Below are 19,196 nucleotides of genomic sequence, written 5' to 3'. Positions count from 1 at the left end.
AAACTTTTGATTGACGTTAATAAATTTGAAAGCATGCAAATTGGACTAGCATCGCCTAATAAAATCCGTAGTTGGTCTTATGGAGAAGTCAAAAAGCCAGAAACGATTAATTATCGTACTCTAAAGCCGGAAAAAGATGGGTTATTTGATGAAAGAATTTTTGGACCAACTAAAGATTGGTCTTGCGCGTGTGGTAAATATAAGGGTGTAAGATATCGCGGTATCGTTTGTGATCGTTGTGGTGTTGAAGTTACTTCTTCTAAAGTTAGAAGAGAGCGCATGGGACACATTGAATTAGCTGCACCAGTGACTCATATTTGGTATTTTAAAGGGATTCCGTCAAGAATGGGATTGATTCTTGATATGTCTCCACGTTTACTTGAGGAAGTAATTTACTTTGCAGCGTATATTGTAATTGATCCAGGTGACACTGATCTTGAGTTTAAAGAACTACTAACTGAAGTTGAGTATCGTGAACAAAAAGCAAAATATGGCAATCGCTTTGAAGCAAAGATGGGTGCAGAAGCAATTCGCGATTTACTTCGTAAAGTTGATTTAACTAAAGAAGTAACCGATTTAAAGAAAGAGTTGGAAACAGCTACTGGTCAAAAGAGAACGCGTGCAATCCGAAGACTGGATATTTTAGATGCATTTAAAGATTCAGGAAACAAACCCGAATGGATGGTAATTGATGCTGTTCCAGTTATCCCACCGGATTTACGTCCAATGGTTCAACTTGAAGGTGGTCGATTTGCTACATCTGATTTAAATGATCTATATCGGCGAGTAATTAATCGAAATAATCGGTTGAAACGCTTATTGGATTTAAATGCCCCGAATATTATTGTCCAAAATGAAAAACGAATGTTGCAAGAAGCTGTCGATGCTTTAATTGATAATGGTCGTCGTGGTCGTTCAGTTGTCGGTCCGGGGAATCGTCCACTTAAATCACTTTCACATATGTTGAAGGGTAAACAGGGACGTTTTCGTCAAAACTTGCTAGGTAAGCGTGTTGACTATTCTGGTCGTTCTGTTATTGATGTTTCACCAAAATTGAAATTTTATCAATGTGGTGTTCCGCGACCTATGGCACTTGAACTTTTTAAGCCGTTTGTCATGCATGAATTAGTAAATCGCAAAATAGCTTCAAATATAAAGAGTGCTAAGCGAAAGATTGATCGTGAAGATGATGAAGTCTGGGATGTACTTGAAGATGTAATTAAAGAAAGAACAGTTTTATTAAACCGTGCTCCTACTTTACACCGTTTGAGTATTCAAGCATTCGAACCTGTTTTAGTTCCTGGTAAATCAATCAGATTACATCCATTGGCATGTGAAGCATACAATGCTGACTTTGATGGTGACCAGATGGCTATCCACGTGCCTTTATCAGATGAAGCTGTTGCAGAGTCAAGACTTTTAATGTTAGCTGCGCACCATATTTTAGCACCTAAGGATGGTAAGCCAATTGTTACTCCATCACAGGATATTGTTTTGGGTAATTACTGGTTAACACAAGCTGAAAAAGGTCGCGAAGGTGAGGGAATGATATTCAATTCACCCGATGAAGCTACAGTTGCATATAACAATGGCGACATTCATTATCATACTATTATTGGGATGTCTGCTGACTCAATGCCAAGAAAAGCTTGGCCTAAGGGGTTGGAACATGGTATTTTTATTACGACATATGGTCGTGTGATTTTTAACCAAATTTTTCCAGAAGATTATTTCTATATTAATGAACCGACTGAAGAAAATTTAAATCATCCGCTTGCAAACAAGTACTTTTTGGAACCAGGGGAAGATATTCATGAAAAAATTGATAATGTAGCCGGTGAATTGATTTCAACACCGTTCAAGAAATCATTTTTGTCAGACTCTATTGCGACCATTTACAAGTATTATAAAGTTCAAAGAACTTCTGAATATTTAGATGATTTAAAAACTTTAGGATATACTAGTTCAACTACTTCAGGAATTACAATTGGTATGACTGATGTTCCTGAAATTGATGATAAAGATGAAAAAGTAGCTGTTGCTCATAAGCAAGTTGATATTGTTTCGAAGCAATTTAGAAGAGGATTAATTACTGAACAAGAACGTCATGATCGAGTAATTAGTATTTGGAACAAATGTAAGGATCAGGTTCAGGATGAAATTGCCCAGATTTATGATCCACGCAATCCAATTACAATCATGGCAGACTCGGGGGCTCGTGGTAATATTTCCAACTTTACTCAGTTAGCTGGAATGCGTGGCTTAATGGCCACACCAAATGGAGGATTATTTGAAATTCCCGTTACTTCTAACTTTAAAGAGGGCTTGTCAGTTCTGGAATTGTTCATGTCAACTCATGGAGCTCGTAAGGGTATGACAGATACCGCTTTAAAGACTGCACAGTCTGGTTATTTAACTCGACGGTTAGTTGATGTTGCTCAAGATGTTATTATTCGTGAAGATGATTGTAATACTGATCGTGGAATTGACGTACATGCAATCATGGAAGGTGACGAATTAATTGAGCCACTTTATGATCGTTTGCTTGGTCGGTTCACTGCAGAAACAGTTAAAGATCCTAAGACCGGTGAAGTAATTGTTGGGCCTAATGTCATTATGGATGAAGACTTATCGCATAAGATTTGTGATGCTGGAGTAACAGATGTTAAAATACGATCAATTTTAACTTGTGATACACCTCATGGTGTTTGTCGTAAATGTTATGGTATGAACTTAGCAACTGGTGAAGAAGTTGAAGTTGGCGAAGCAGTAGGTACTGTTGCCGCTCAATCAATTGGAGAACCAGGTACTCAGCTTACATTACGTACATTTCACAATGGTGGTGTTGCTGGTGCTGAAGATATTACTCAAGGTTTACCTCGTGTTCAAGAACTATTCGAAGCTCGTAATCCGAAAGGTCGCGCAGTTATCTCGGAAGTAGATGGTATAATTGATTCTATCCAAGAAAATCCTGCAGAGCATACACGAGAAATCACTGTTAAGGGTAAAATTGATACCAGAAGTTATAGTGTGCCTTACACTGCTTCAGTTGCAATTGCAGAAGGCGATGAAGTCAAGCGTGGGGACAAATTAACACTGGGATCAATTGATCCAAAAGAATTAATTCAAGTTACAGATACCTTAACAACGGAAGAATACATTTTAGTTGAAGTTCAAAAAGCATATCGGATGCAAGGGGTTGATATTTCAGATAAGCATGTCGAAGTATTAACTAGACAAATGTTACAGAAAGTTCGCGTACTTGATCCTGGTGAGACTAACTTGTTACCAGGTGAAATTATGGATATTGGTCAGTTTAAGGAGCGTAACACATCAGTTATTATTTCTGGTGGTATTCCTGCAACTGCTCAGAGTGTAATTCTTGGTATTACTAAGGCAGCTCTTGAAACTAACAGCTTCTTATCTGCTGCCTCATTCCAGGAAACAACACGAGTACTTACCGATGCATCAATTAGAGGTAAGAATGATCCACTACTTGGATTAAAGGAAAACGTCATTATTGGTAAGATTATTCCTGCGGGTACAGGTCTTCCAATTTATCGTAATATGGAACCAGAAGCGGATGTTAAGCAACCAGAATCAGTATACTCAATTGCAGATATTGAGAAGAGAATGAAGGAAGCTGACAAAGCTAAGGAACCTCAAAATTAATACTGTTTAACTAATAGCGTTTTACTATCAAGAATAGGAACGCTATTTTTGTTACCTTAGTAATAATTGAACGATTAGTCCTAAAAAAATATCGGGTACAAAAGCAATTGCAGATGTTGTAGAACGAAGCGTTTCATCTAATAAAAAATGTGTAAGTGAAAATAATGCTCCAAAAAGAAAAACATGATTTGCAAACTCTGGATTGAAATAAAGTGCTAAAGTGAGATAAATGAGAAAATCACCAAAACCTAGTTTTTTAGTCAAGCTATAATATATTAATGTAATTAAAACCGGAATTAATTGAATGAAATCGAATAATTGATATGAAAAAATTTTAGGGCTTTGCCATAATGCAAGAATGACTGCCGGCAAAATCATTATAAGATAAAATTCCATTTGGTCATAATCACAAATTGCTGCAAGTAAAAGAGAAAAAACAAAAATTGCTGTTAAAATATCAAGTAATTTACTAAAATCAAAAGAAATAAAGGCAAATCCTCCAATGATTTCAATTACCACAAGTTTAGGTGGAATAAAGTTATGACAGTATCGGCATTTACCGTGTAGCCAGAAATAAGAAAAGATTGGTAATTCGTCTAGTAAACAGAGTTCTGTATGACAAAATGAGCAGCGAGAACGCGTGAAAATAAAATTTCCATCATCCCAACGATCACAAATTAGTGCTGCGTGGGATGCTAAACAAGTTCCAATCAAATAATTAGTTAATTTAAAAATCCATTCCATATTAAGCACCTCAGTATTAAATACTCCAAAAAGAGAATTATTTGTTAATAGAGTTTGATTTTTTATTAAAAACGAGTAGAATAGTTTATGTAAATTTTTTAAGAATCGTTCAGGATAAAAAAGAAACTCCTGGGTATGTGAACAAAATAAACGATTTATTAGGAGGAAAATTTTAATGCCAACCATTAATCAATTGGTAAGAAAAGGTCGTCATACTAAGACGACTAAATCAAAGTCACCAGCTTTAAGCTATGGCTATAACAGTATGAAAAAGGAATTAGTTGCAAATCCTGCTCCACAAATGCGTGGCGTTGCAACCCGTGTCGGCACAATGACACCAAAGAAACCAAACTCTGCCTTACGTAAATATGCGCGTGTTCGTCTGTCTAACTTGATTGAAGTAACTGCATATATTCCGGGTGAAGGTCACAATTTACAAGAGCACTCGGTTGTCTTAATTCGTGGTGGTCGTGTAAAAGACCTTCCTGGTGTGCGTTATCATATTATTCGTGGCGCCCTTGATACTGCTGGTGTTGATGGTAGAAAACAAGGTCGTTCTAAGTACGGCGCTAAGAAAGATTAAGGAGGAGTTAAATAATGCCTAGAAAAGGACATGTAACTAAAAGAGATATTTTAGCGGATCCAGTATACAACTCAAAGCTTGTTACTAAATTAATCAACCATTTAATGATTGATGGTAAGAGAGCTAAGGCATCTTCAATCCTTTATGATGCTTTCAATATCGTCAAAGATAAGACAGGTAAGGAACCACTTGATGTTTTTGAAGAAGCAATGAATAACATTATGCCAGTGTTGGAAGTTAGAGCTCGCCGTATTGGTGGTTCAAACTATCAGATTCCAGTAGAAGTTCGTCCTGAAAGAAGAACTACCCTTGGTTTAAGATGGTTAGTATCATATGCTCGTTTACGTAATGAACATACTATGGATGAACGTTTAGCCAATGAAATTATTGATGCTTCAAATAATACTGGTTCAGCAGTTAAGAAGCGTGAAGATGTTCATCGTATGGCTGAAGCGAACCGTGCATTTGCTCATTATCGTTTCTAATTTTTTAAGGAGAGAAAATTTATGGCTAATAAACGTGAATTTCCATTAGAAAAAACACGTAATATTGGTATCATGGCCCACATTGATGCGGGTAAGACTACCACTACAGAGCGTATTCTTTACTACACTGGTAAAATTCATAAAATTGGTGAGACTCATGAAGGTGACTCACAGATGGACTGGATGGATGAAGAAAAAGAACGTGGTATTACCATTACTTCAGCCGCTACCACTGCACAATGGAATGATTATAGAATTAACATTATTGACACCCCAGGACACGTCGACTTCACTATTGAAGTTGAACGCTCACTTAGGGTTCTTGATGGTGCAGTAACTGTTCTTGATGCTCAGGCAGGTGTAGAGCCTCAAACTGAAAATGTTTGGCGCCAAGCTGAAACTTACGGTGTTCCTCGAATTGTTTTCATTAACAAAATGGACAAGATAGGCGCAGATTTTGATAAGTCTGTTACATCTTTACATGAACGTTTAAACGCCAATGCTTTAGCTGTTCAGATGCCAATTGGCTCTGCAGAATCGTTTGAAGGTGTTATTGACTTAATTAACATGGTAGCCGATATTTATGATGAAGATAAACTGGGTTCTAAGTGGGATACTATTCCTGTTCCTGACGAATACAAAGAAGAAGCAGAAAAACGTCGTGCTGAATTGATTGAACAAGTTGCTGATGTTGATGACGACATTATGGACAAATACCTTAACGGTGAAGAAATTTCTATTGATGAACTGAAAGCAGCTATTCGTAAAGCAACTTTAGATCTGAAAGCATTCCCAGTATTTGCTGGTTCGGCTTTTAAGAACAAGGGTGTTCAAATGATGCTTGATGGTGTTGTGGATTATCTACCATCACCATTAGATGTTAAGCCTTATGTTGCTCATGATCCTAAGACTGGTGAAGAAGTTGAATTAATTGCTGGTGATGATAAACCATTTTCAGCTCTTGCTTTTAAGATTGCTACTGACCCATTTGTTGGTCGTTTGACTTACATCCGTGTCTATACTGGTTCATTAGAATCGGGTTCATATGTTTTGAATGCTTCCAAAAATGGTCGTGAACGTGTTGGTCGTTTGCTACAAATGCATGCAAACTCGAGAAACGAAATTTCTGAAGTATTCTCCGGTGATATTGCTGGTGCTATTGGCTTGAAGAATACTACAACAGGTGATTCGTTGACAGATCCTGATCATCCGTTAATTTTGGAAAGTTTGGAAGTGCCAGACCCTGTTATTCAAGTTTCTATTGAGCCAGAGTCAAAAGCCGATCGTGACAAATTGGATGTTGCATTACAAAAGTTAACTGAAGAAGACCCAACTTTCAGAGCTGAAACTAATGCTGAAACTGGTCAGACTTTAATTTCAGGAATGGGTGAATTGCACTTGCAAATCATGGTTGAGCGTATGAAACGTGAGTTCCACGTTGAGGCAAAGATTGGTGAGCCTCAAGTTGCTTATCGTGAAACCTTTACTAAAGCTGCTCAAGCGCAAGGTAAATTTGTCCGTCAATCAGGTGGTAAGGGCCAATACGGTGACGTTTGGATTGAATTTACTCCAAATGAAAGAGGCAAAGGTTACGAATTTGAAGATGCCATTGTCGGGGGTGTTGTTCCTCGTGAGTTTATCCCATCAGTAGATGCTGGATTACAAGAATCAATGAAGAATGGTATTTTAGCAGGGTACCCATTGATCGACGTCAAAGCTAAACTTTATGATGGTAGTTATCATGAAGTTGACTCTTCAGAAGCCGCATTCAAGGTTGCTGCGTCTATCGCATTGAAGAATGCTGCTCCTAAGGCAGGTGCTGTAATTCTTGAGCCAATTATGAAGGTTCAGGTAATTACGCCTGAGGAATATTTGGGTGATGTAATGGGATCAATTACTGCTCGTCGTGGTACGATGGATAATATGCAAGACCGTTCAGGAGCTAAGGTATTGAATTCAATGGTCCCATTAGCTGAAATGTTTGGTTATGCAACAACTTTACGTTCATCGACTCAAGGACGTGGTACTTTCACAATGGTATTTGATCACTATGCAGCCACTCCTAAGTCAATTCAAGAAGAAATTATTAAAAAACGTGGCGGTAACGCAGAATAGTTTTTGGTAATTAAAGTAAAAATAATCGAGCTATTGGTAAATCCAATAGCTCTTTTTGTATTCTAATTACTTAGAGAATAATAGTTGAAAATAGTAAAGAGTATATTTGTCTAGCTTAAAAAAACAAAAAATGTGCTAAAACCCTTGATATTGAAGCTGAAACTAGTTACAATAGTCTTTGTGTATTTGGGGCATATTATGCTCTAAAACACTTATTTGTTGTAAAGCGTTGATGCAAAAGGTTGCGGCACACCAGGCTGCATTGCCACAGAGATGATGCCGGGAATTTTTGCGGAAGCTAGTCATCTTTTAAAGAAGACGTTAAGGAGGTAATTTAATGGCAAGTCAATCAATTCGTATTAGACTTAAGTCATACGAACATGGTATTCTCGATGAATCAGCTGCTAAGATTGTAGCTACTGCAAAGAGAACTGGTGCTGAAATTTCAGGCCCAGTTCCATTGCCAACAGAAAGGGTTTTGTTTACAGTTCTTCGTTCACCGCACAAGAACAAAGATTCACGTGAACAATTTGAAATGCGTACGCACAAGCGGTTAATTGATATTTTAAATCCAACACCTAAGACTGTTGATTCTTTGATGAAGCTTGATCTACCAAGTGGTGTTGACATCGAAATCAAACTATAATTTTAAAGAGAAAGAGGTGTAATCATGACCAAAGGAATCTTAGGAAGAAAAGTCGGTATGACTCAAATCTTCACCAAAGATGGTATCCTTGTTCCCGTAACTGTTGTTGAAGCAACTCCTAATGTTGTTATGCAAGTTAAAACTGTTGAATCAGACGGTTACGAAGCAGTTCAATTGGGCTACCAAGATAAGCGTGAAGTTTTGAGCAACAAACCAGAAAAAGGTCATGCTGCAAAAGCAAAGACTTCGCCTAAGCGCTTCATTCGTGAAATCCGCGGAGTTGAGCTTAAGGACTATGAAGTCGGCTCAGAAGTTACTGTGGACACATTTAAGGAAGGCGACGTAGTAGACGTTACTGGAATTACAAGAGGTCATGGATACCAAGGTAACATTAAGCGCTGGGGTCAATCACGAGGACCCGAGACTCATGGATCAAGATATCATAGAATTCCTGGTTCAATGGGTTCAATCATAAATCGTGTGCCTAAAGGCAAACGGTTGCCCGGACACATGGGTGTAAAGAAAGTTACCATTGAAAACTTAGTAATTGAAAAGGTTGTAGCAGATAAGAATGTTTTACTAATTAAGGGTAATATTCCTGGTGCTAAAAACTCATTAATTACTGTTAAATCTGCTGTTAAGAATAACGATTAGGAAGGAGGACTAGAATGGCTAATTTAAAAGTTATCGATCAAAAAGGTAAAGATGCTGGTGAAGTTGCTTTAAACGATAATATCTTTGGCATTACCCCAAATGAAAGTGTAGTTTTTGACGCAATTATTAGACAAAGAGCTGGTAAACATCAAGGTACTTCAAAAGTCAAAAATAGATCCGCTGTTCGTGGTGGTGGTAAAAAGCCATGGAAGCAAAAGGGAACAGGTCGTGCTCGTCAAGGTTCCATCAGATCACCGCAATGGCGTGGTGGTGGTGTTGTCTTTGGACCAACTCCACGTTCTTATGCTTATTCAATGCCAAGAAAACAGCGCCGTTTGGCTATTAAGTCAGTTCTTTCCCAAAAGCTACTTGACAATGATTTGATTGTTTTAGATCAGTTGACAATGTCAGCTCCTAAGACTAAAGAATTCAAAGCAATGCTAGACAGTTTGAATGTTGAAGGTAAGGTATTAGTTGTATCAGAGGATAGAAATGTTCAATTTTCAGCTAAGAACTTACCAAACGTTAAGGTAATCACAATCAACGGATTAAATGTTGAGGATGTTGTTAACTACAACAAATTAATCCTGACTAAGGATGCTGTTGAAAAGATTGAAGAGAATGTTGAGGGGGCTGCAAAGAAATGAGTTCACACGATATCATTTTAAGACCTGTCATTACTGAAAAGTCAACGAACTTAATGGATGATAAGAAGTACACTTTCAACGTGCTTTTAACCGCAACCAAAACTCAAGTTCGTAATGCTGTTGAAGAAATTTTTGATGTAAAGGTCAAAAAAGTAAATATCATGAATGTTCGTGGAAGAGACAAGCGAGTGGGGCGTTATACTGGTAAAACCGCTCGTACGCGTAAAGCAATTGTGACTTTGACTGAAGATTCAAACGACATCAAAATTTTTAAAGACGAAAATACAGAAGAGAATAAGTAATAGGAGGTCAGACAATTGGCTATTAAGATTTATAAGCCAACCACAAATGGTCGCCGTAATATGACTTCTTCCGACTTTGCTGAGATTACTAAAAGCAAACCAGAACGTACTTTGCTTGAATCACAATCACATACTGCAGGTCGTAATTCATATGGTCATATTACAAGTAGACACCGTGGTGGTGGTCACAAGCAAAAGTATCGTATCATTGATTTTAAGCGGAATAAAGATAATGCAAAAGCTGTAGTTAAGGCAATCGAATATGATCCAAACCGGACAGCAAATATTGCTCTTCTTCATTACACTGACGGTATTAAAGCTTATATTCTAGCATCCAAAGGTTTAAAAGTTGGAGATGTTGTTGAATCTGGTTCTAGTGCAGATATCAAGCCAGGCAACGCCTTACCATTAAAAGACATACCGACAGGCACTTCAATTCATAATATTGAATTAAGACCTGGAAAAGGCGGACAACTTGTAAGAAGTGCAGGTACCAGTGCTCAAGTTTTGGGTAATGATGGAAAATACACTTTGGTTAAACTACAGAGTGGGGAAGTTCGCAAGATCTTATCAGCTTGTCGTGCAACTATTGGAGTTGTCGGAAATGAACAACATTCATTAATTCAATTAGGTAAAGCTGGTCGTAGTCGCTGGTTAGGCAGACGTCCACAATCTCGTGGATCTGTAATGAACCCTAATGATCACCCACATGGTGGTGGTGAAGGTAAGGCTCCAGTTGGTCGTCCACAACCTATGACTCCTTGGGGTAAGAAAGCTCGCGGCATTAAGACTAGAAATAGTAAGAGAGCTAGTGAGAAGTTAATTATTCGTCACCGTAAGGGTAGCAAGTAGTAGAAGGAGGGTTAATTAATGAGCCGTAGTATTAAAAAAGGGCCTTTTGCTGATGCATCATTACTAAAAAAGGTTGATGCACAAGCAGATACAGAAAAAAAGCAGGTTATTAAGACTTGGTCACGTCGTTCAACTATTTTCCCTTCCTTTGTTGGATTGACTATAGCTGTTTACGATGGCAGAAAGCATGTTCCTGTATATATTACTGAGGACATGGTTGGCCATAAATTAGGTGAATTTGTTCCAACGAGAACTTTCCATGGACATAAAACATCTGACGATAAGGCTACAAGATAAGAGAGGAGAAACACTTAAATGGCAGAACAAATTAGCTCAGCTAGGGCTGAAGCAAGAACTGTTCGTATTGCTGCAAGAAAAGCGCGTTTAGTTGTCGACTTAATTCGTGGCAAAGATGTTGCCGAAGCATTGGCAATCTTGCAATTTACGCCTAGAGCTGCTTCCCCAATCGTTGAAAAAGTTTTACGCTCAGCAATTGCTAATGCGGAACATAATTACGATCTCGAAAGTGCCAATCTATACGTATCAGAAGCTTACGTTAATGAAGGTGCAACACTAAAGAGATTCAGACCACGTGCAAAAGGTATGGCTTCTCCAATTAACAAGAGAACAAGTCACGTAGTTGTAGTAGTTTCAGAAAAGAACGATTAAGGGAGGTATATTAATGGGTCAAAAGATTAACCCAAATGGTTTTCGTCTCGGCGTAATTCGCGACTGGGAATCAAAATGGTATGCTGACAGAGGATACAAAGAAACCTTAAATGAAGACCTGCGCATCAGAAAATTCATTTCTAAGAAATTAAAAGATGCCTCTGTTTCTACTATTGAAATCGAACGTGCAGCAAACAGAATTAACGTTTCAATCAATACCGCTAAACCAGGTATGGTTATTGGTAAAGGTGGTTCTGAAGTTGAAGCTTTGAGAAAAGAATTAAACGCTTTGACTAAAAAACAAGTTCAAGTAAATATTATTGAAATTAAAAAGCCAGATCTTGATGCTAAGTTGGTAGCCGAAAGCATTGCTAGCCAACTTGAAGCTCGTATTGCTTTTAGACGTGCAATTCGTCAAGCTACTCAAAGAACTATGCGTGCTGGTGCTACTGGAATCAGAGTACAAACTTCTGGTCGGTTAAATGGTGCCGACATGGCAAGAAGAGAATGGCATACTGAAGGCCGTGTCCCATTACAGACTTTGAGAGCTGATATTGATTATGCTTGGGTAAATGCATTCACCACTTATGGTGAAATTGGAGTTCAAGTATGGATTAATCGTGGTGAAATTTTGCCTTCAAAGGGTAAAAAACCAGAAAAAGCTGTGAAGGGAGGAAACAAATAATGCCTCTAGTACCAAAGCGAGTAAAACACCGTCGTGAATTTCGTGGTAAGATGCGTGGCGCTGCAAAGGGTGGAAAAACCATTGCTTTTGGTGAATATGGTTTGCAAGCTCTTGAATCTCACTGGATTTCTAATCAACAAATTGAAGCTGCCCGTGTTGCTATGACTCGTTATATGAAACGTGGTGGTAAAGTTTGGATTAGAATTTTCCCTCAAAAGTCATACACTGCTAAGGGTGTAGGTGTACGTATGGGATCTGGTAAAGGTGCACCAGCCGGCTGGGTAGCTGTAGTTAAGAGAGAAAAAATTATGTTTGAAATTGGTGGAGTTAGTGAGGCAACTGCTCGTGAAGCATTAAGACTTGCATCTACTAAATTACCAATTAAATGTAAGTTTGTGACTAAAAGTTCGGAAGTAGGTGGCAATTCTAATGAAGGCTAAGGAAATCAGAGCACTAACCAATGATCAAATGTTAGATAAAGAAAAGCAATATAAAGAAGAACTCTTTAACTTGCGTTTCCAACAAGCAACGGGTCAATTAGAAAATACCGCTCGCCTAAACAAAGTCCGCAAAAATATCGCTAGAATTAAAACAATTCTTAGTGAAAAAGCTTTAAAAAACGATTAGTGGAAGGGAGTTATTAACTTGAGCGAATCAATCGAAAGAAATAGTCGTCACGTATATCAAGGTCGAGTAATTTCTGATAAGAATGATAAAACTATTACAGTAGTTGTTGATACTTATAAGAATCACCCTGTTTACAATAAGCGTATTAGATACTCAAAGAAATATTACGCACAAGACGAAAATAATGAAGCTAAAGTTGGCGATACTGTTCGTATCATGGAAACTCGTCCATTATCTCGTACAAAACGCTTTCGTTTAGTAGAAATTGTCAAGAAATCTGTTTAACTTGCGGATTTAGTGAGGGGAGGATTATACAGTGATTCAAAATGAATCCCGTTTGAAGGTTGCTGATAACTCAGGTGCCAGAGAACTTTTAGTTATTAGAGTCTTAGGTGGATCAAAGCGTAAGACTGGTAACATTGGTGACATCGTAGTAGCAACTGTTAAACAAGCAACACCAGGTGGCGTTGTCAAAAAAGGTGACGTTGTTAAAGCTGTTATTGTTAGAACAAAATCAGGCGCACGTCGCGAAGATGGTTCATACATTAAGTTTGATGAAAATGCCGGCGTAGTTATTAATGCAGATAAAAGCCCACGTGGAACTCGTATCTTTGGGCCTGTTGCACGTGAGTTGCGTGAGCACGACTTTATGAAGATCGTCTCTCTTGCTCCTGAAGTCTTATAATTAAGTGAGGTGCACTGATGTTTGTTAAAACTGGTGATAAAGTAAAAGTAATTGCCGGAAAAGACAAAGGTAAAGAAGGTACTGTTTTGGCTGTTAACGTTAAGAAGAACCGTGTGGTTGTTAAAGGCGTTAATACAGTTAAAAAACACCAAAAACCTTCACAAACCAACGCAAATGGTGGAGTGGTTGAATCAGAGGGTTCAATTCATGCTTCAAATGTTAAGGTTATTGCTAAGTCTGAAAGCAAAAAAGAAGAAACTAACAAGTAGAAGGGAGGATACAAATGGCAAATTATTTAGCTCAAGAATATAAGGAAAAAATTATCCCTGCGTTGCAAGACAAATTTGAATATAGCTCGGTTATGCAAGTACCCAAGATTGAAAAAATCGTTTTAAACATGGGTGTTGGTGATGCTGTATCAAATGCTAAGAACTTGGACGAGGCTGTTGATGAATTAACTTTGATTTCTGGTCAAAAGCCATTAGTTACTAAGGCTAAGAAATCAATTGCAAACTTCCGCTTACGTGAAGGCATGTCTATCGGTGCTAAGGTTACTCTTAGAGGTGATAGAATGTACGATTTTTTATACAAATTAATTAGCGTTTCACTTCCTCGTGTTCGTGACTTCCGTGGTGTTTCAAGTCGTTCATTTGACGGTCGGGGCAACTATACCTTGGGAATTAAAGAACAATTGATTTTCCCAGAAATTGACTTTGATAAAGTTAATCGGACAAGAGGCTTAGATGTTGTTATCGTTACTACAGCCAATACTGATGAAGAAGCGCGTGAGCTTTTGACTCAATTTGGCATGCCGTTTGCAAAATAATGGAGGACACTAATGGCTAAAACGTCACAAAAAATTAGAAATCATCGTCCTGCTAAATTCTCTTCACGTGAATATACTCGTTGCGAGAGATGTGGTCGTCCACACTCCGTTTATCGTAAATTTGGCTTATGCCGTATTTGTCTGAAAGATTTAGCTCACAAGGGTCAAATACCTGGCCTTAAAAAGGCTAGTTGGTAATACGGAGGAGGATAGCATAAATGGTCATGACAGATCCGATTGCAGATTATTTGACTAGAATTAGAAATGCCAACATGGCAAAACACAGTTCTGTTGAAATTCCTGCATCAAACATAAAAAAATCTATTTCAGAAATCTTAAAACGCGAAGGCTTTATCCGTGATTACGAAGTTACTGATGACAACAAGCAAGGGGTTATTAAAATCTTCTTGAAGTATGGTCCAGATGGGGAACGTGTTATTTCAGGCTTAAAGCGAATTTCTAAACCAGGTCTTAGAAATTATGTTAGCGCAGAAAATTTACCTAAAGTTCTTAATGGATTAGGTATTGCCATCGTTTCTACTTCTGCAGGTGTGATTACCGATAAAGAAGCAAGACAAAAAAATGTTGGTGGCGAAGTTATTGCCTACATTTGGTAATTCTGACAGAAAGGAGAACAATCAATGAGCCGTATAGGTTTAAAAACAATTGAAGTCCCAGATAGTGTCACTGTTACCAAGGATGGTGACAACATCACTGTTAAGGGCCCCAAGGGTGAATTAACTCGATATTTTGATCCAAAGATTACTTTTAAACAAGAAGATGGAAAAATCAATTTCTCACGCTCAAGTGAAAATGACAAAGCACTTCATGGAACAGAAAGAGCTAACTTGGCATCAATGGTAGAAGGTGTAGTTAGTGGTTACAAGAAAACCTTAAAATTGATCGGTGTTGGTTATAGAGCAACTACTCAGGGTAGTAAGTTAACTTTAAACGTTGGCTATTCACACCCAGTTGAAATGACAGCTCCAGAAGGTGTTTCTGTAAAAGCAACTTCGGCTACTGAAATTGAAGTAGAAGGAATTTCAAAGCAAAATGTAGGTCAATTTGCTGCTGAAATTCGCGATGTACGTCCACCTGAACCTTATAAAGGTAAGGGTATTCGTTATGTTGATGAATACGTACGTCGTAAAGAAGGTAAAACAGGTAAATAATAGATAATTTTTGAGGTGAAATTGTGATTTCAAAACCAGATAAGAATAAATTGCGCTTAAAGCGTCATAAACGTATTCGTAGCAAGATTTCTGGTACTGCTGAGCGCCCACGCTTAAGCGTTTTTCGTTCAAACAAAAACATCTACGCTCAATTAATTGATGACGTAGCGGGTGTCACGCTAGCAAGTGCCTCAACTTTAGATGCTTCCGTTTCTAAGGATTCAACTAAGTTAGAACAAGCTCAAGCTGTTGGTAAGGCAATTGCTGAAGCAGCTAAAAGTAAAAACATTTCAAATGTTGTGTTTGATAGAAGTGGTTATCTATACCACGGCCGTATTTCAGCTTTGGCAGATGCCGCTCGTGAAAACGGATTAGATTTCTAGGGAAGGAGAAAAATACATGGCAAACCGCAACGATTCTCGTAATAATCGCAGAAATAAAGACGACATCGAAGATCAGTTAGTAGCAATTAATCGTGTTACCAAGGTTGTCAAGGGTGGACAACGAATGAGATTTGCTGCCCTGGTAATCGTTGGTGACAAAAAAGGTCGTGTAGGCTTTGGTACTGGTAAGGCTCAAGAAGTTCCAGAAGCAATCCGTAAGGCTGTTGAGGCTGGTAAGAAGAACATGATAACTGTTCCAAGAGTGGGTACTACTATTCCTCATGAGGTAAATGGTCACTTTGGTTCAGGTAACATTTTGATTAAACCAGCTCCAGCTGGTTCAGGTGTTGCAGCTGGTGGTGCCGTTCGTATCGTTATGGATATGGCTGGTATTGCTGATGTTACTTCAAAATCACTTGGTTCAAATACTCCAATCAACGTTGTACGTGCAACAATTGATGGATTAAGGAAACTTAGAACTAGCGAAGAAGTTGACAAGCTTCGTCACGCAGAATTAGATTAGGGAGACTGAGTAAATGACTGAATTAAAAGTTACTTTAATTAGAAGTGCTGTGCACCGTCTGCCTGAACAAAGAAAAGTTGTTAAAGCTCTTGGCTTAGGTAGAATTAATAGTACAGTTACTCTACCAGACAACGCTGCTACTCGTGGTGCACTACTAAAAATTGCCCACTTAATCTCTGTAGAAGAGACAAATAAATAATTAATTAAGGAGGTGCCGAATTAATGAAGCTTCATGAATTACATGCTGCTGAGGGTTCACGTACTGATAGAAAACGTGTTGGACGTGGTACTTCAAGCGGTCACGGAAAAACTTCTGGTCGCGGACAAAAGGGTCAATTGGCTCGTCAAGGAGGACACACTCGTTTAGGTTTTGAAGGTGGACAAATGCCACTCTTTAGAACTATGCCTAAGCGCGGTTTTAAGAATGTTAACCGTAAAGAATATGCAATTATTAATTTAGACGACTTAAACAAGTTTGAAAACAATAGTGATGTAACAGTTGCTGTTCTTAAAGAAAAAGGCTTGGTAAAGAAAGAATTATCAGGTATAAAATTACTTGCCAAAGGTGAGTTAAAAGTTAAGCTAAACGTTAAGGTTAATAAAGTTTCCGCTGCTGCAAAAGAAGCAGTTGAAGCAGCTGGCGGATCTGTTGAGGTGATCTAATGTTTTCGACTTTGAAGAACGCCTTTAAGGATAAAGAAATCAGAAATAAAATTTATTTTACACTCTTTATCCTTTTGCTATATCGCATCGGGTCTAATATTACTGTTCCCGGCGTTAATGCAAAAGCGATTACTCAAGTTGCACAAACTGGTTTAGTTCCGATGCTAGACACCGTTTCTGGTGGTGGATTAGATAATTATTCGATTTTTTCGCTTGGAGTTTCTCCATATATTACTGCTCAAATCGTTATTCAACTACTTCAAATGGATATAGTTCCATTTTTAGTTGAATGGGGCAAGCAAGGTGAAGTCGGACGGCGTAAAACCAATCAGGCTACAAGATGGCTTTCATTATTTGTTGCATTCTTTCAAAGTATTGGGATTACTTTAGGTTTTAATGCCTTGACTCAGATGGGGTTGGTTAAAACTCAGACTCCACAAACTTACATCGAAATTGCAATTATTATGACAGCAGGAACAATGTTACTTACTTGGTTAGGTGATGAAATCACTGATAAAGGTTTAGGTAATGGTGTTTCAGTAATCATTTTTGCAGGAATTATTGCTCGGCTTCCACGCGGATTATGGGAGCTATATAAAGAAGAAATTATCAATAACAGTGCGACTGATCGTTGGAAGGGTATTATGTTCTTCATTGCGATTATTATTGCGATAATCCTTATAACACAAATTGTTACCTGGGTTGAGCAAGCAGATCGCCGGATTCCAATACAATATACTAAACGAGCAACTATTAGTGGCTCTGAAAGCTTTTTGCCGTTGAAAGTTAATGTTTCTGGTGTTATTCCGGTAATTTTTGCGAGTTCGTTTATTATTACACCAGCAACGATTTTAATGGCTTTTCAAAGATCTCAAGGCGATCAGCAATGGTATAAGATAATGACTAATATATTTAGTATGCAAACAACGCCAGGAGTTATAATTTACACTGTTTTAATTATTTTGTTTACTTTCTTCTATGCTTTTGTTCAGGTTAATCCTGAGAAGCTTTCGAAGAATCTACAAAAGCAGGGTGCGTATATTCCAAGCGTGTGGCCGGGTAAAGATACCCAAGATTTTGTTTCAAAGCTGTTAATTAGGTTATCAACAGTTGGATCAGTATTTTTGGGACTGGTAGCTTTATTACCACAACTTGCTACTAATTTTTGGAATCTTCCAAGCTCAATTGGGCTTGGTGGAACGAGTCTTTTAATTGTTATCGGAGTTGTCTTAGAATTATCTCGTCAGATTAACGGACTGTTAATGAAACGAGAATATGTTGGATTCATCAGATAGGAACGAATAAATGATTAACTTATTTCTTTTGGGACTGCCAGGTGCTGGCAAAGGTACAGTATCAGAACAAATTGTTGATAAATATCATCTAACTCATATTTCAACTGGGGATATGTTTAGAGAAGCAATGGCTAACGAGACTAAAGTTGGTCTTGAAGCTAAAAGTTATATTGATAAAGGTGATTTGGTACCAGACGAAGTTACTGAAAAATTGGTTGAAGAACGTTTAAGCCAATCTGATATTAAAGAAGGATATATCTTAGATGGTTTTCCTAGAACAATTGTTCAAGCAGAAGCTTTGGAAACTATTACTAAACGATTGAATAAACCATTAACTAAAGTAATTTCTTTAGAAGTTAATGAAAAAATTTTAATCAACCGTTTATCAGCACGGTTCATGTGTAAACAGTGTGGCGCAACTTACAATAAGATTACAAAAATGCCTAAGTTAAAGGATACCTGTGATCGCTGTGGTAGTCATGACTTTTATCAACGTGAAGATGACAAACCAGAAGTGGTAAAGAATCGTTTAGAAGTAAATGAAAAGATGAATACTCCTTTGAAGGACTATTATCAAGCAAATGGTTTGTTAACTAGTGTAAATGGTGAGCAAATTCCAGAAAAAGTTTTTGAAAACGTTGATGCGGTTTTGAGTAATAAACAATAATTTGTATATTTACATTTCCGTGTTATAATTTCAAAGTATGACTGTTTAAATGCGGAGGAACAGCTTTGGCAAAAGATGATGTCATTGAAGTAAAGGGTAAAGTAGTTGATACCTTGCCTAATGCTATGTTTAAAGTTGAATTGGAAAATGGAGCTGAAATATTAGCACATGTATCCGGTAAAATTAGAATGCATTATATTCGGATTTTACCTGGGGACCGTGTTACTGTTGAACTTTCTCCTTACGATTTAACAAAAGGTAGAATTACTTATCGGTTTATAAAGTAATAACGGAGGGAAAC

General features: G+C 37.8%; 29 protein-coding genes. 28 read left to right on the top strand and 1 reads right to left on the bottom strand.

Annotation, left to right across the window (positions count from 1 at the left end; all coding sequences use genetic code 11):
* The first annotated feature begins 6 nt into the window (after window positions 1-6).
* Window positions 7-3,672: a DNA-directed RNA polymerase subunit beta' gene (rpoC, locus tag F5ESL0246_RS06495; RefSeq protein WP_122018850.1), complete on the top strand. Its 3,666-nt coding sequence runs from the start codon at window positions 7-9 to the stop codon at window positions 3,670-3,672.
* A gap of 51 nt (window positions 3,673-3,723) precedes the next feature.
* Here rpoC and F5ESL0246_RS06490 read toward each other — a convergent pair whose 3' ends face one another.
* Complete coding sequence (locus F5ESL0246_RS06490; protein WP_122018848.1) at window positions 3,724-4,602, bottom strand: A24 family peptidase; 879 nt, start codon at window positions 4,600-4,602, stop codon at window positions 3,724-3,726.
* On the opposite strand from F5ESL0246_RS06490, the gene rpsL reads away from it, so the two are divergent.
* From rpsL to infA, 27 genes are all read left to right on the top strand, one after another.
* On the top strand, window positions 4,592-4,999 hold the full coding sequence (gene rpsL, locus F5ESL0246_RS06485; RefSeq protein ID WP_046325359.1) for a 30S ribosomal protein S12: 408 nt from the start codon (window positions 4,592-4,594) through the stop codon (window positions 4,997-4,999). The genes F5ESL0246_RS06490 and rpsL overlap by 11 nt on opposite strands.
* A gap of 14 nt (window positions 5,000-5,013) precedes the next feature.
* Window positions 5,014-5,484 (top strand): 30S ribosomal protein S7, encoded by a 471-nt coding sequence (gene rpsG / locus F5ESL0246_RS06480; protein ID WP_122018846.1) that lies wholly within the window; start codon window positions 5,014-5,016, stop codon window positions 5,482-5,484.
* 21 nt (window positions 5,485-5,505) lie between these two features.
* Window positions 5,506-7,599, top strand: coding sequence for an elongation factor G (fusA, locus tag F5ESL0246_RS06475; protein ID WP_122018844.1), 2,094 nt, complete (start codon window positions 5,506-5,508; stop codon window positions 7,597-7,599).
* A gap of 337 nt (window positions 7,600-7,936) precedes the next feature.
* Entirely contained in the window at window positions 7,937-8,245 is a 309-nt protein-coding gene (rpsJ, locus tag F5ESL0246_RS06470; protein ID WP_046327486.1) for a 30S ribosomal protein S10, read from the top strand.
* 24 nt (window positions 8,246-8,269) lie between these two features.
* Window positions 8,270-8,899, top strand: a complete 630-nt coding sequence (rplC, locus tag F5ESL0246_RS06465) for a 50S ribosomal protein L3 (RefSeq protein ID WP_122018842.1) — start codon at window positions 8,270-8,272, stop codon at window positions 8,897-8,899.
* 14 nt (window positions 8,900-8,913) lie between these two features.
* Window positions 8,914-9,546: a 50S ribosomal protein L4 gene (rplD, locus tag F5ESL0246_RS06460; RefSeq protein ID WP_122018840.1), complete on the top strand. Its 633-nt coding sequence runs from the start codon at window positions 8,914-8,916 to the stop codon at window positions 9,544-9,546.
* Window positions 9,543-9,848 carry a 50S ribosomal protein L23 gene (gene rplW / locus F5ESL0246_RS06455; RefSeq protein ID WP_122018838.1) on the top strand — a complete coding sequence of 102 codons (306 nt, stop codon included), beginning with the start codon at window positions 9,543-9,545 and terminating at the stop codon, window positions 9,846-9,848. Before rplD ends, rplW begins: the two co-directional genes overlap by 4 nt.
* 15 nt (window positions 9,849-9,863) lie before the next feature.
* Window positions 9,864-10,700, top strand: coding sequence for a 50S ribosomal protein L2 (rplB, locus tag F5ESL0246_RS06450; protein WP_122018835.1), 837 nt, complete (start codon window positions 9,864-9,866; stop codon window positions 10,698-10,700).
* Between the two features lie 18 nt (window positions 10,701-10,718).
* Entirely contained in the window at window positions 10,719-10,997 is a 279-nt protein-coding gene (rpsS, locus tag F5ESL0246_RS06445; RefSeq protein WP_122018832.1) for a 30S ribosomal protein S19, read from the top strand.
* 18 nt (window positions 10,998-11,015) lie between these two features.
* Complete coding sequence (gene rplV / locus F5ESL0246_RS06440; protein WP_122018831.1) at window positions 11,016-11,369, top strand: 50S ribosomal protein L22; 354 nt, start codon at window positions 11,016-11,018, stop codon at window positions 11,367-11,369.
* A gap of 13 nt (window positions 11,370-11,382) precedes the next feature.
* Window positions 11,383-12,054: a 30S ribosomal protein S3 gene (rpsC, locus tag F5ESL0246_RS06435; protein WP_122018829.1), complete on the top strand. Its 672-nt coding sequence runs from the start codon at window positions 11,383-11,385 to the stop codon at window positions 12,052-12,054.
* Window positions 12,054-12,494 (top strand): 50S ribosomal protein L16, encoded by a 441-nt coding sequence (gene rplP, locus F5ESL0246_RS06430; protein ID WP_122018827.1) that lies wholly within the window; start codon window positions 12,054-12,056, stop codon window positions 12,492-12,494. The genes rpsC and rplP overlap by 1 nt, the downstream gene beginning before the upstream one ends.
* Entirely contained in the window at window positions 12,484-12,681 is a 198-nt protein-coding gene (gene rpmC, locus F5ESL0246_RS06425; protein ID WP_122018825.1) for a 50S ribosomal protein L29, read from the top strand. The genes rplP and rpmC overlap by 11 nt, the downstream gene beginning before the upstream one ends.
* Window positions 12,682-12,699: 18 nt before the next feature.
* Entirely contained in the window at window positions 12,700-12,966 is a 267-nt protein-coding gene (gene rpsQ, locus F5ESL0246_RS06420) for a 30S ribosomal protein S17 (RefSeq protein WP_122018822.1), read from the top strand.
* Between the two features lie 31 nt (window positions 12,967-12,997).
* A complete protein-coding gene (gene rplN, locus F5ESL0246_RS06415; RefSeq protein WP_090092306.1) occupies window positions 12,998-13,366 on the top strand; it encodes a 50S ribosomal protein L14 in 369 nt (122 codons plus the stop codon).
* Between the two features lie 17 nt (window positions 13,367-13,383).
* Complete coding sequence (gene rplX / locus F5ESL0246_RS06410; protein ID WP_122018819.1) at window positions 13,384-13,635, top strand: 50S ribosomal protein L24; 252 nt, start codon at window positions 13,384-13,386, stop codon at window positions 13,633-13,635.
* A 14-nt stretch (window positions 13,636-13,649) separates the two neighbouring features.
* Window positions 13,650-14,192, top strand: coding sequence for a 50S ribosomal protein L5 (rplE, locus tag F5ESL0246_RS06405; protein WP_122018817.1), 543 nt, complete (start codon window positions 13,650-13,652; stop codon window positions 14,190-14,192).
* Between the two features lie 12 nt (window positions 14,193-14,204).
* Window positions 14,205-14,390, top strand: coding sequence for a type Z 30S ribosomal protein S14 (locus F5ESL0246_RS06400; RefSeq protein WP_046307561.1), 186 nt, complete (start codon window positions 14,205-14,207; stop codon window positions 14,388-14,390).
* 20 nt (window positions 14,391-14,410) lie between these two features.
* On the top strand, window positions 14,411-14,809 hold the full coding sequence (gene rpsH / locus F5ESL0246_RS06395; protein WP_122018815.1) for a 30S ribosomal protein S8: 399 nt from the start codon (window positions 14,411-14,413) through the stop codon (window positions 14,807-14,809).
* A gap of 24 nt (window positions 14,810-14,833) precedes the next feature.
* Entirely contained in the window at window positions 14,834-15,364 is a 531-nt protein-coding gene (gene rplF / locus F5ESL0246_RS06390) for a 50S ribosomal protein L6 (protein ID WP_122018813.1), read from the top strand.
* Window positions 15,365-15,387: 23 nt separating this feature from the next.
* Window positions 15,388-15,747: a 50S ribosomal protein L18 gene (rplR, locus tag F5ESL0246_RS06385; protein ID WP_122018811.1), complete on the top strand. Its 360-nt coding sequence runs from the start codon at window positions 15,388-15,390 to the stop codon at window positions 15,745-15,747.
* Window positions 15,748-15,763: 16 nt separating this feature from the next.
* On the top strand, window positions 15,764-16,270 hold the full coding sequence (gene rpsE, locus F5ESL0246_RS06380; protein WP_122018809.1) for a 30S ribosomal protein S5: 507 nt from the start codon (window positions 15,764-15,766) through the stop codon (window positions 16,268-16,270).
* Between the two features lie 13 nt (window positions 16,271-16,283).
* Complete coding sequence (gene rpmD, locus F5ESL0246_RS06375) at window positions 16,284-16,469, top strand: 50S ribosomal protein L30 (protein WP_122018807.1); 186 nt, start codon at window positions 16,284-16,286, stop codon at window positions 16,467-16,469.
* A gap of 23 nt (window positions 16,470-16,492) precedes the next feature.
* A complete protein-coding gene (gene rplO / locus F5ESL0246_RS06370; RefSeq protein ID WP_122018805.1) occupies window positions 16,493-16,933 on the top strand; it encodes a 50S ribosomal protein L15 in 441 nt (146 codons plus the stop codon).
* Complete coding sequence (secY, locus tag F5ESL0246_RS06365) at window positions 16,933-18,228, top strand: preprotein translocase subunit SecY (protein ID WP_122018802.1); 1,296 nt, start codon at window positions 16,933-16,935, stop codon at window positions 18,226-18,228. The genes rplO and secY overlap by 1 nt, the downstream gene beginning before the upstream one ends.
* A gap of 10 nt (window positions 18,229-18,238) precedes the next feature.
* On the top strand, window positions 18,239-18,895 hold the full coding sequence (locus tag F5ESL0246_RS06360) for an adenylate kinase (protein ID WP_122018800.1): 657 nt from the start codon (window positions 18,239-18,241) through the stop codon (window positions 18,893-18,895).
* Between the two features lie 65 nt (window positions 18,896-18,960).
* Window positions 18,961-19,182 carry a translation initiation factor IF-1 gene (infA, locus tag F5ESL0246_RS06355; protein ID WP_090092290.1) on the top strand — a complete coding sequence of 74 codons (222 nt, stop codon included), beginning with the start codon at window positions 18,961-18,963 and terminating at the stop codon, window positions 19,180-19,182.
* The last annotated feature ends 14 nt before the right edge of the window (window positions 19,183-19,196 follow it).

It is taken from the genome of Lactobacillus sp. ESL0246, assembly GCF_003692965.1.
GTDB lineage: Bacteria > Bacillota > Bacilli > Lactobacillales > Lactobacillaceae > Lactobacillus.
The sequence above is the reverse complement of the archived record's forward strand: the minus strand, read 5'-3'. Positions and strand labels throughout refer to the sequence as shown.

What these genes read in the sequence shown, in the direction of transcription:
- rplO (WP_122018805.1), top strand. Translation starts at nt 16,493, where the DNA reads ATGAAGCTTCATGAATTACATGCTGCTGAGGGTTCACGTACTGATAGA.
- secY (WP_122018802.1), top strand. Translation starts at nt 16,933, where the DNA reads ATGTTTTCGACTTTGAAGAACGCCTTTAAGGATAAAGAAATCAGAAAT.
- rplV (WP_122018831.1), top strand. Translation starts at nt 11,016, where the DNA reads ATGGCAGAACAAATTAGCTCAGCTAGGGCTGAAGCAAGAACTGTTCGT.
- fusA (WP_122018844.1), top strand. Translation starts at nt 5,506, where the DNA reads ATGGCTAATAAACGTGAATTTCCATTAGAAAAAACACGTAATATTGGT.
- rplC (WP_122018842.1), top strand. Translation starts at nt 8,270, where the DNA reads ATGACCAAAGGAATCTTAGGAAGAAAAGTCGGTATGACTCAAATCTTC.
- rplP (WP_122018827.1), top strand. Translation starts at nt 12,054, where the DNA reads ATGCCTCTAGTACCAAAGCGAGTAAAACACCGTCGTGAATTTCGTGGT.
- rpmC (WP_122018825.1), top strand. Translation starts at nt 12,484, where the DNA reads ATGAAGGCTAAGGAAATCAGAGCACTAACCAATGATCAAATGTTAGAT.
- rplW (WP_122018838.1), top strand. Translation starts at nt 9,543, where the DNA reads ATGAGTTCACACGATATCATTTTAAGACCTGTCATTACTGAAAAGTCA.
- rpsE (WP_122018809.1), top strand. Translation starts at nt 15,764, where the DNA reads ATGGCAAACCGCAACGATTCTCGTAATAATCGCAGAAATAAAGACGAC.
- rplE (WP_122018817.1), top strand. Translation starts at nt 13,650, where the DNA reads ATGGCAAATTATTTAGCTCAAGAATATAAGGAAAAAATTATCCCTGCG.
- rplF (WP_122018813.1), top strand. Translation starts at nt 14,834, where the DNA reads ATGAGCCGTATAGGTTTAAAAACAATTGAAGTCCCAGATAGTGTCACT.
- F5ESL0246_RS06360 (WP_122018800.1), top strand. Translation starts at nt 18,239, where the DNA reads ATGATTAACTTATTTCTTTTGGGACTGCCAGGTGCTGGCAAAGGTACA.
- F5ESL0246_RS06490 (WP_122018848.1), bottom strand. Translation starts at nt 4,602, where the DNA reads ATGGTTGGCATTAAAATTTTCCTCCTAATAAATCGTTTATTTTGTTCA.
- rpsC (WP_122018829.1), top strand. Translation starts at nt 11,383, where the DNA reads ATGGGTCAAAAGATTAACCCAAATGGTTTTCGTCTCGGCGTAATTCGC.
- rpsL (WP_046325359.1), top strand. Translation starts at nt 4,592, where the DNA reads ATGCCAACCATTAATCAATTGGTAAGAAAAGGTCGTCATACTAAGACG.
- rpsS (WP_122018832.1), top strand. Translation starts at nt 10,719, where the DNA reads ATGAGCCGTAGTATTAAAAAAGGGCCTTTTGCTGATGCATCATTACTA.
- F5ESL0246_RS06400 (WP_046307561.1), top strand. Translation starts at nt 14,205, where the DNA reads ATGGCTAAAACGTCACAAAAAATTAGAAATCATCGTCCTGCTAAATTC.
- rplX (WP_122018819.1), top strand. Translation starts at nt 13,384, where the DNA reads ATGTTTGTTAAAACTGGTGATAAAGTAAAAGTAATTGCCGGAAAAGAC.
- rpsG (WP_122018846.1), top strand. Translation starts at nt 5,014, where the DNA reads ATGCCTAGAAAAGGACATGTAACTAAAAGAGATATTTTAGCGGATCCA.
- rpsH (WP_122018815.1), top strand. Translation starts at nt 14,411, where the DNA reads ATGGTCATGACAGATCCGATTGCAGATTATTTGACTAGAATTAGAAAT.
- rplD (WP_122018840.1), top strand. Translation starts at nt 8,914, where the DNA reads ATGGCTAATTTAAAAGTTATCGATCAAAAAGGTAAAGATGCTGGTGAA.
- rpsJ (WP_046327486.1), top strand. Translation starts at nt 7,937, where the DNA reads ATGGCAAGTCAATCAATTCGTATTAGACTTAAGTCATACGAACATGGT.
- rpmD (WP_122018807.1), top strand. Translation starts at nt 16,284, where the DNA reads ATGACTGAATTAAAAGTTACTTTAATTAGAAGTGCTGTGCACCGTCTG.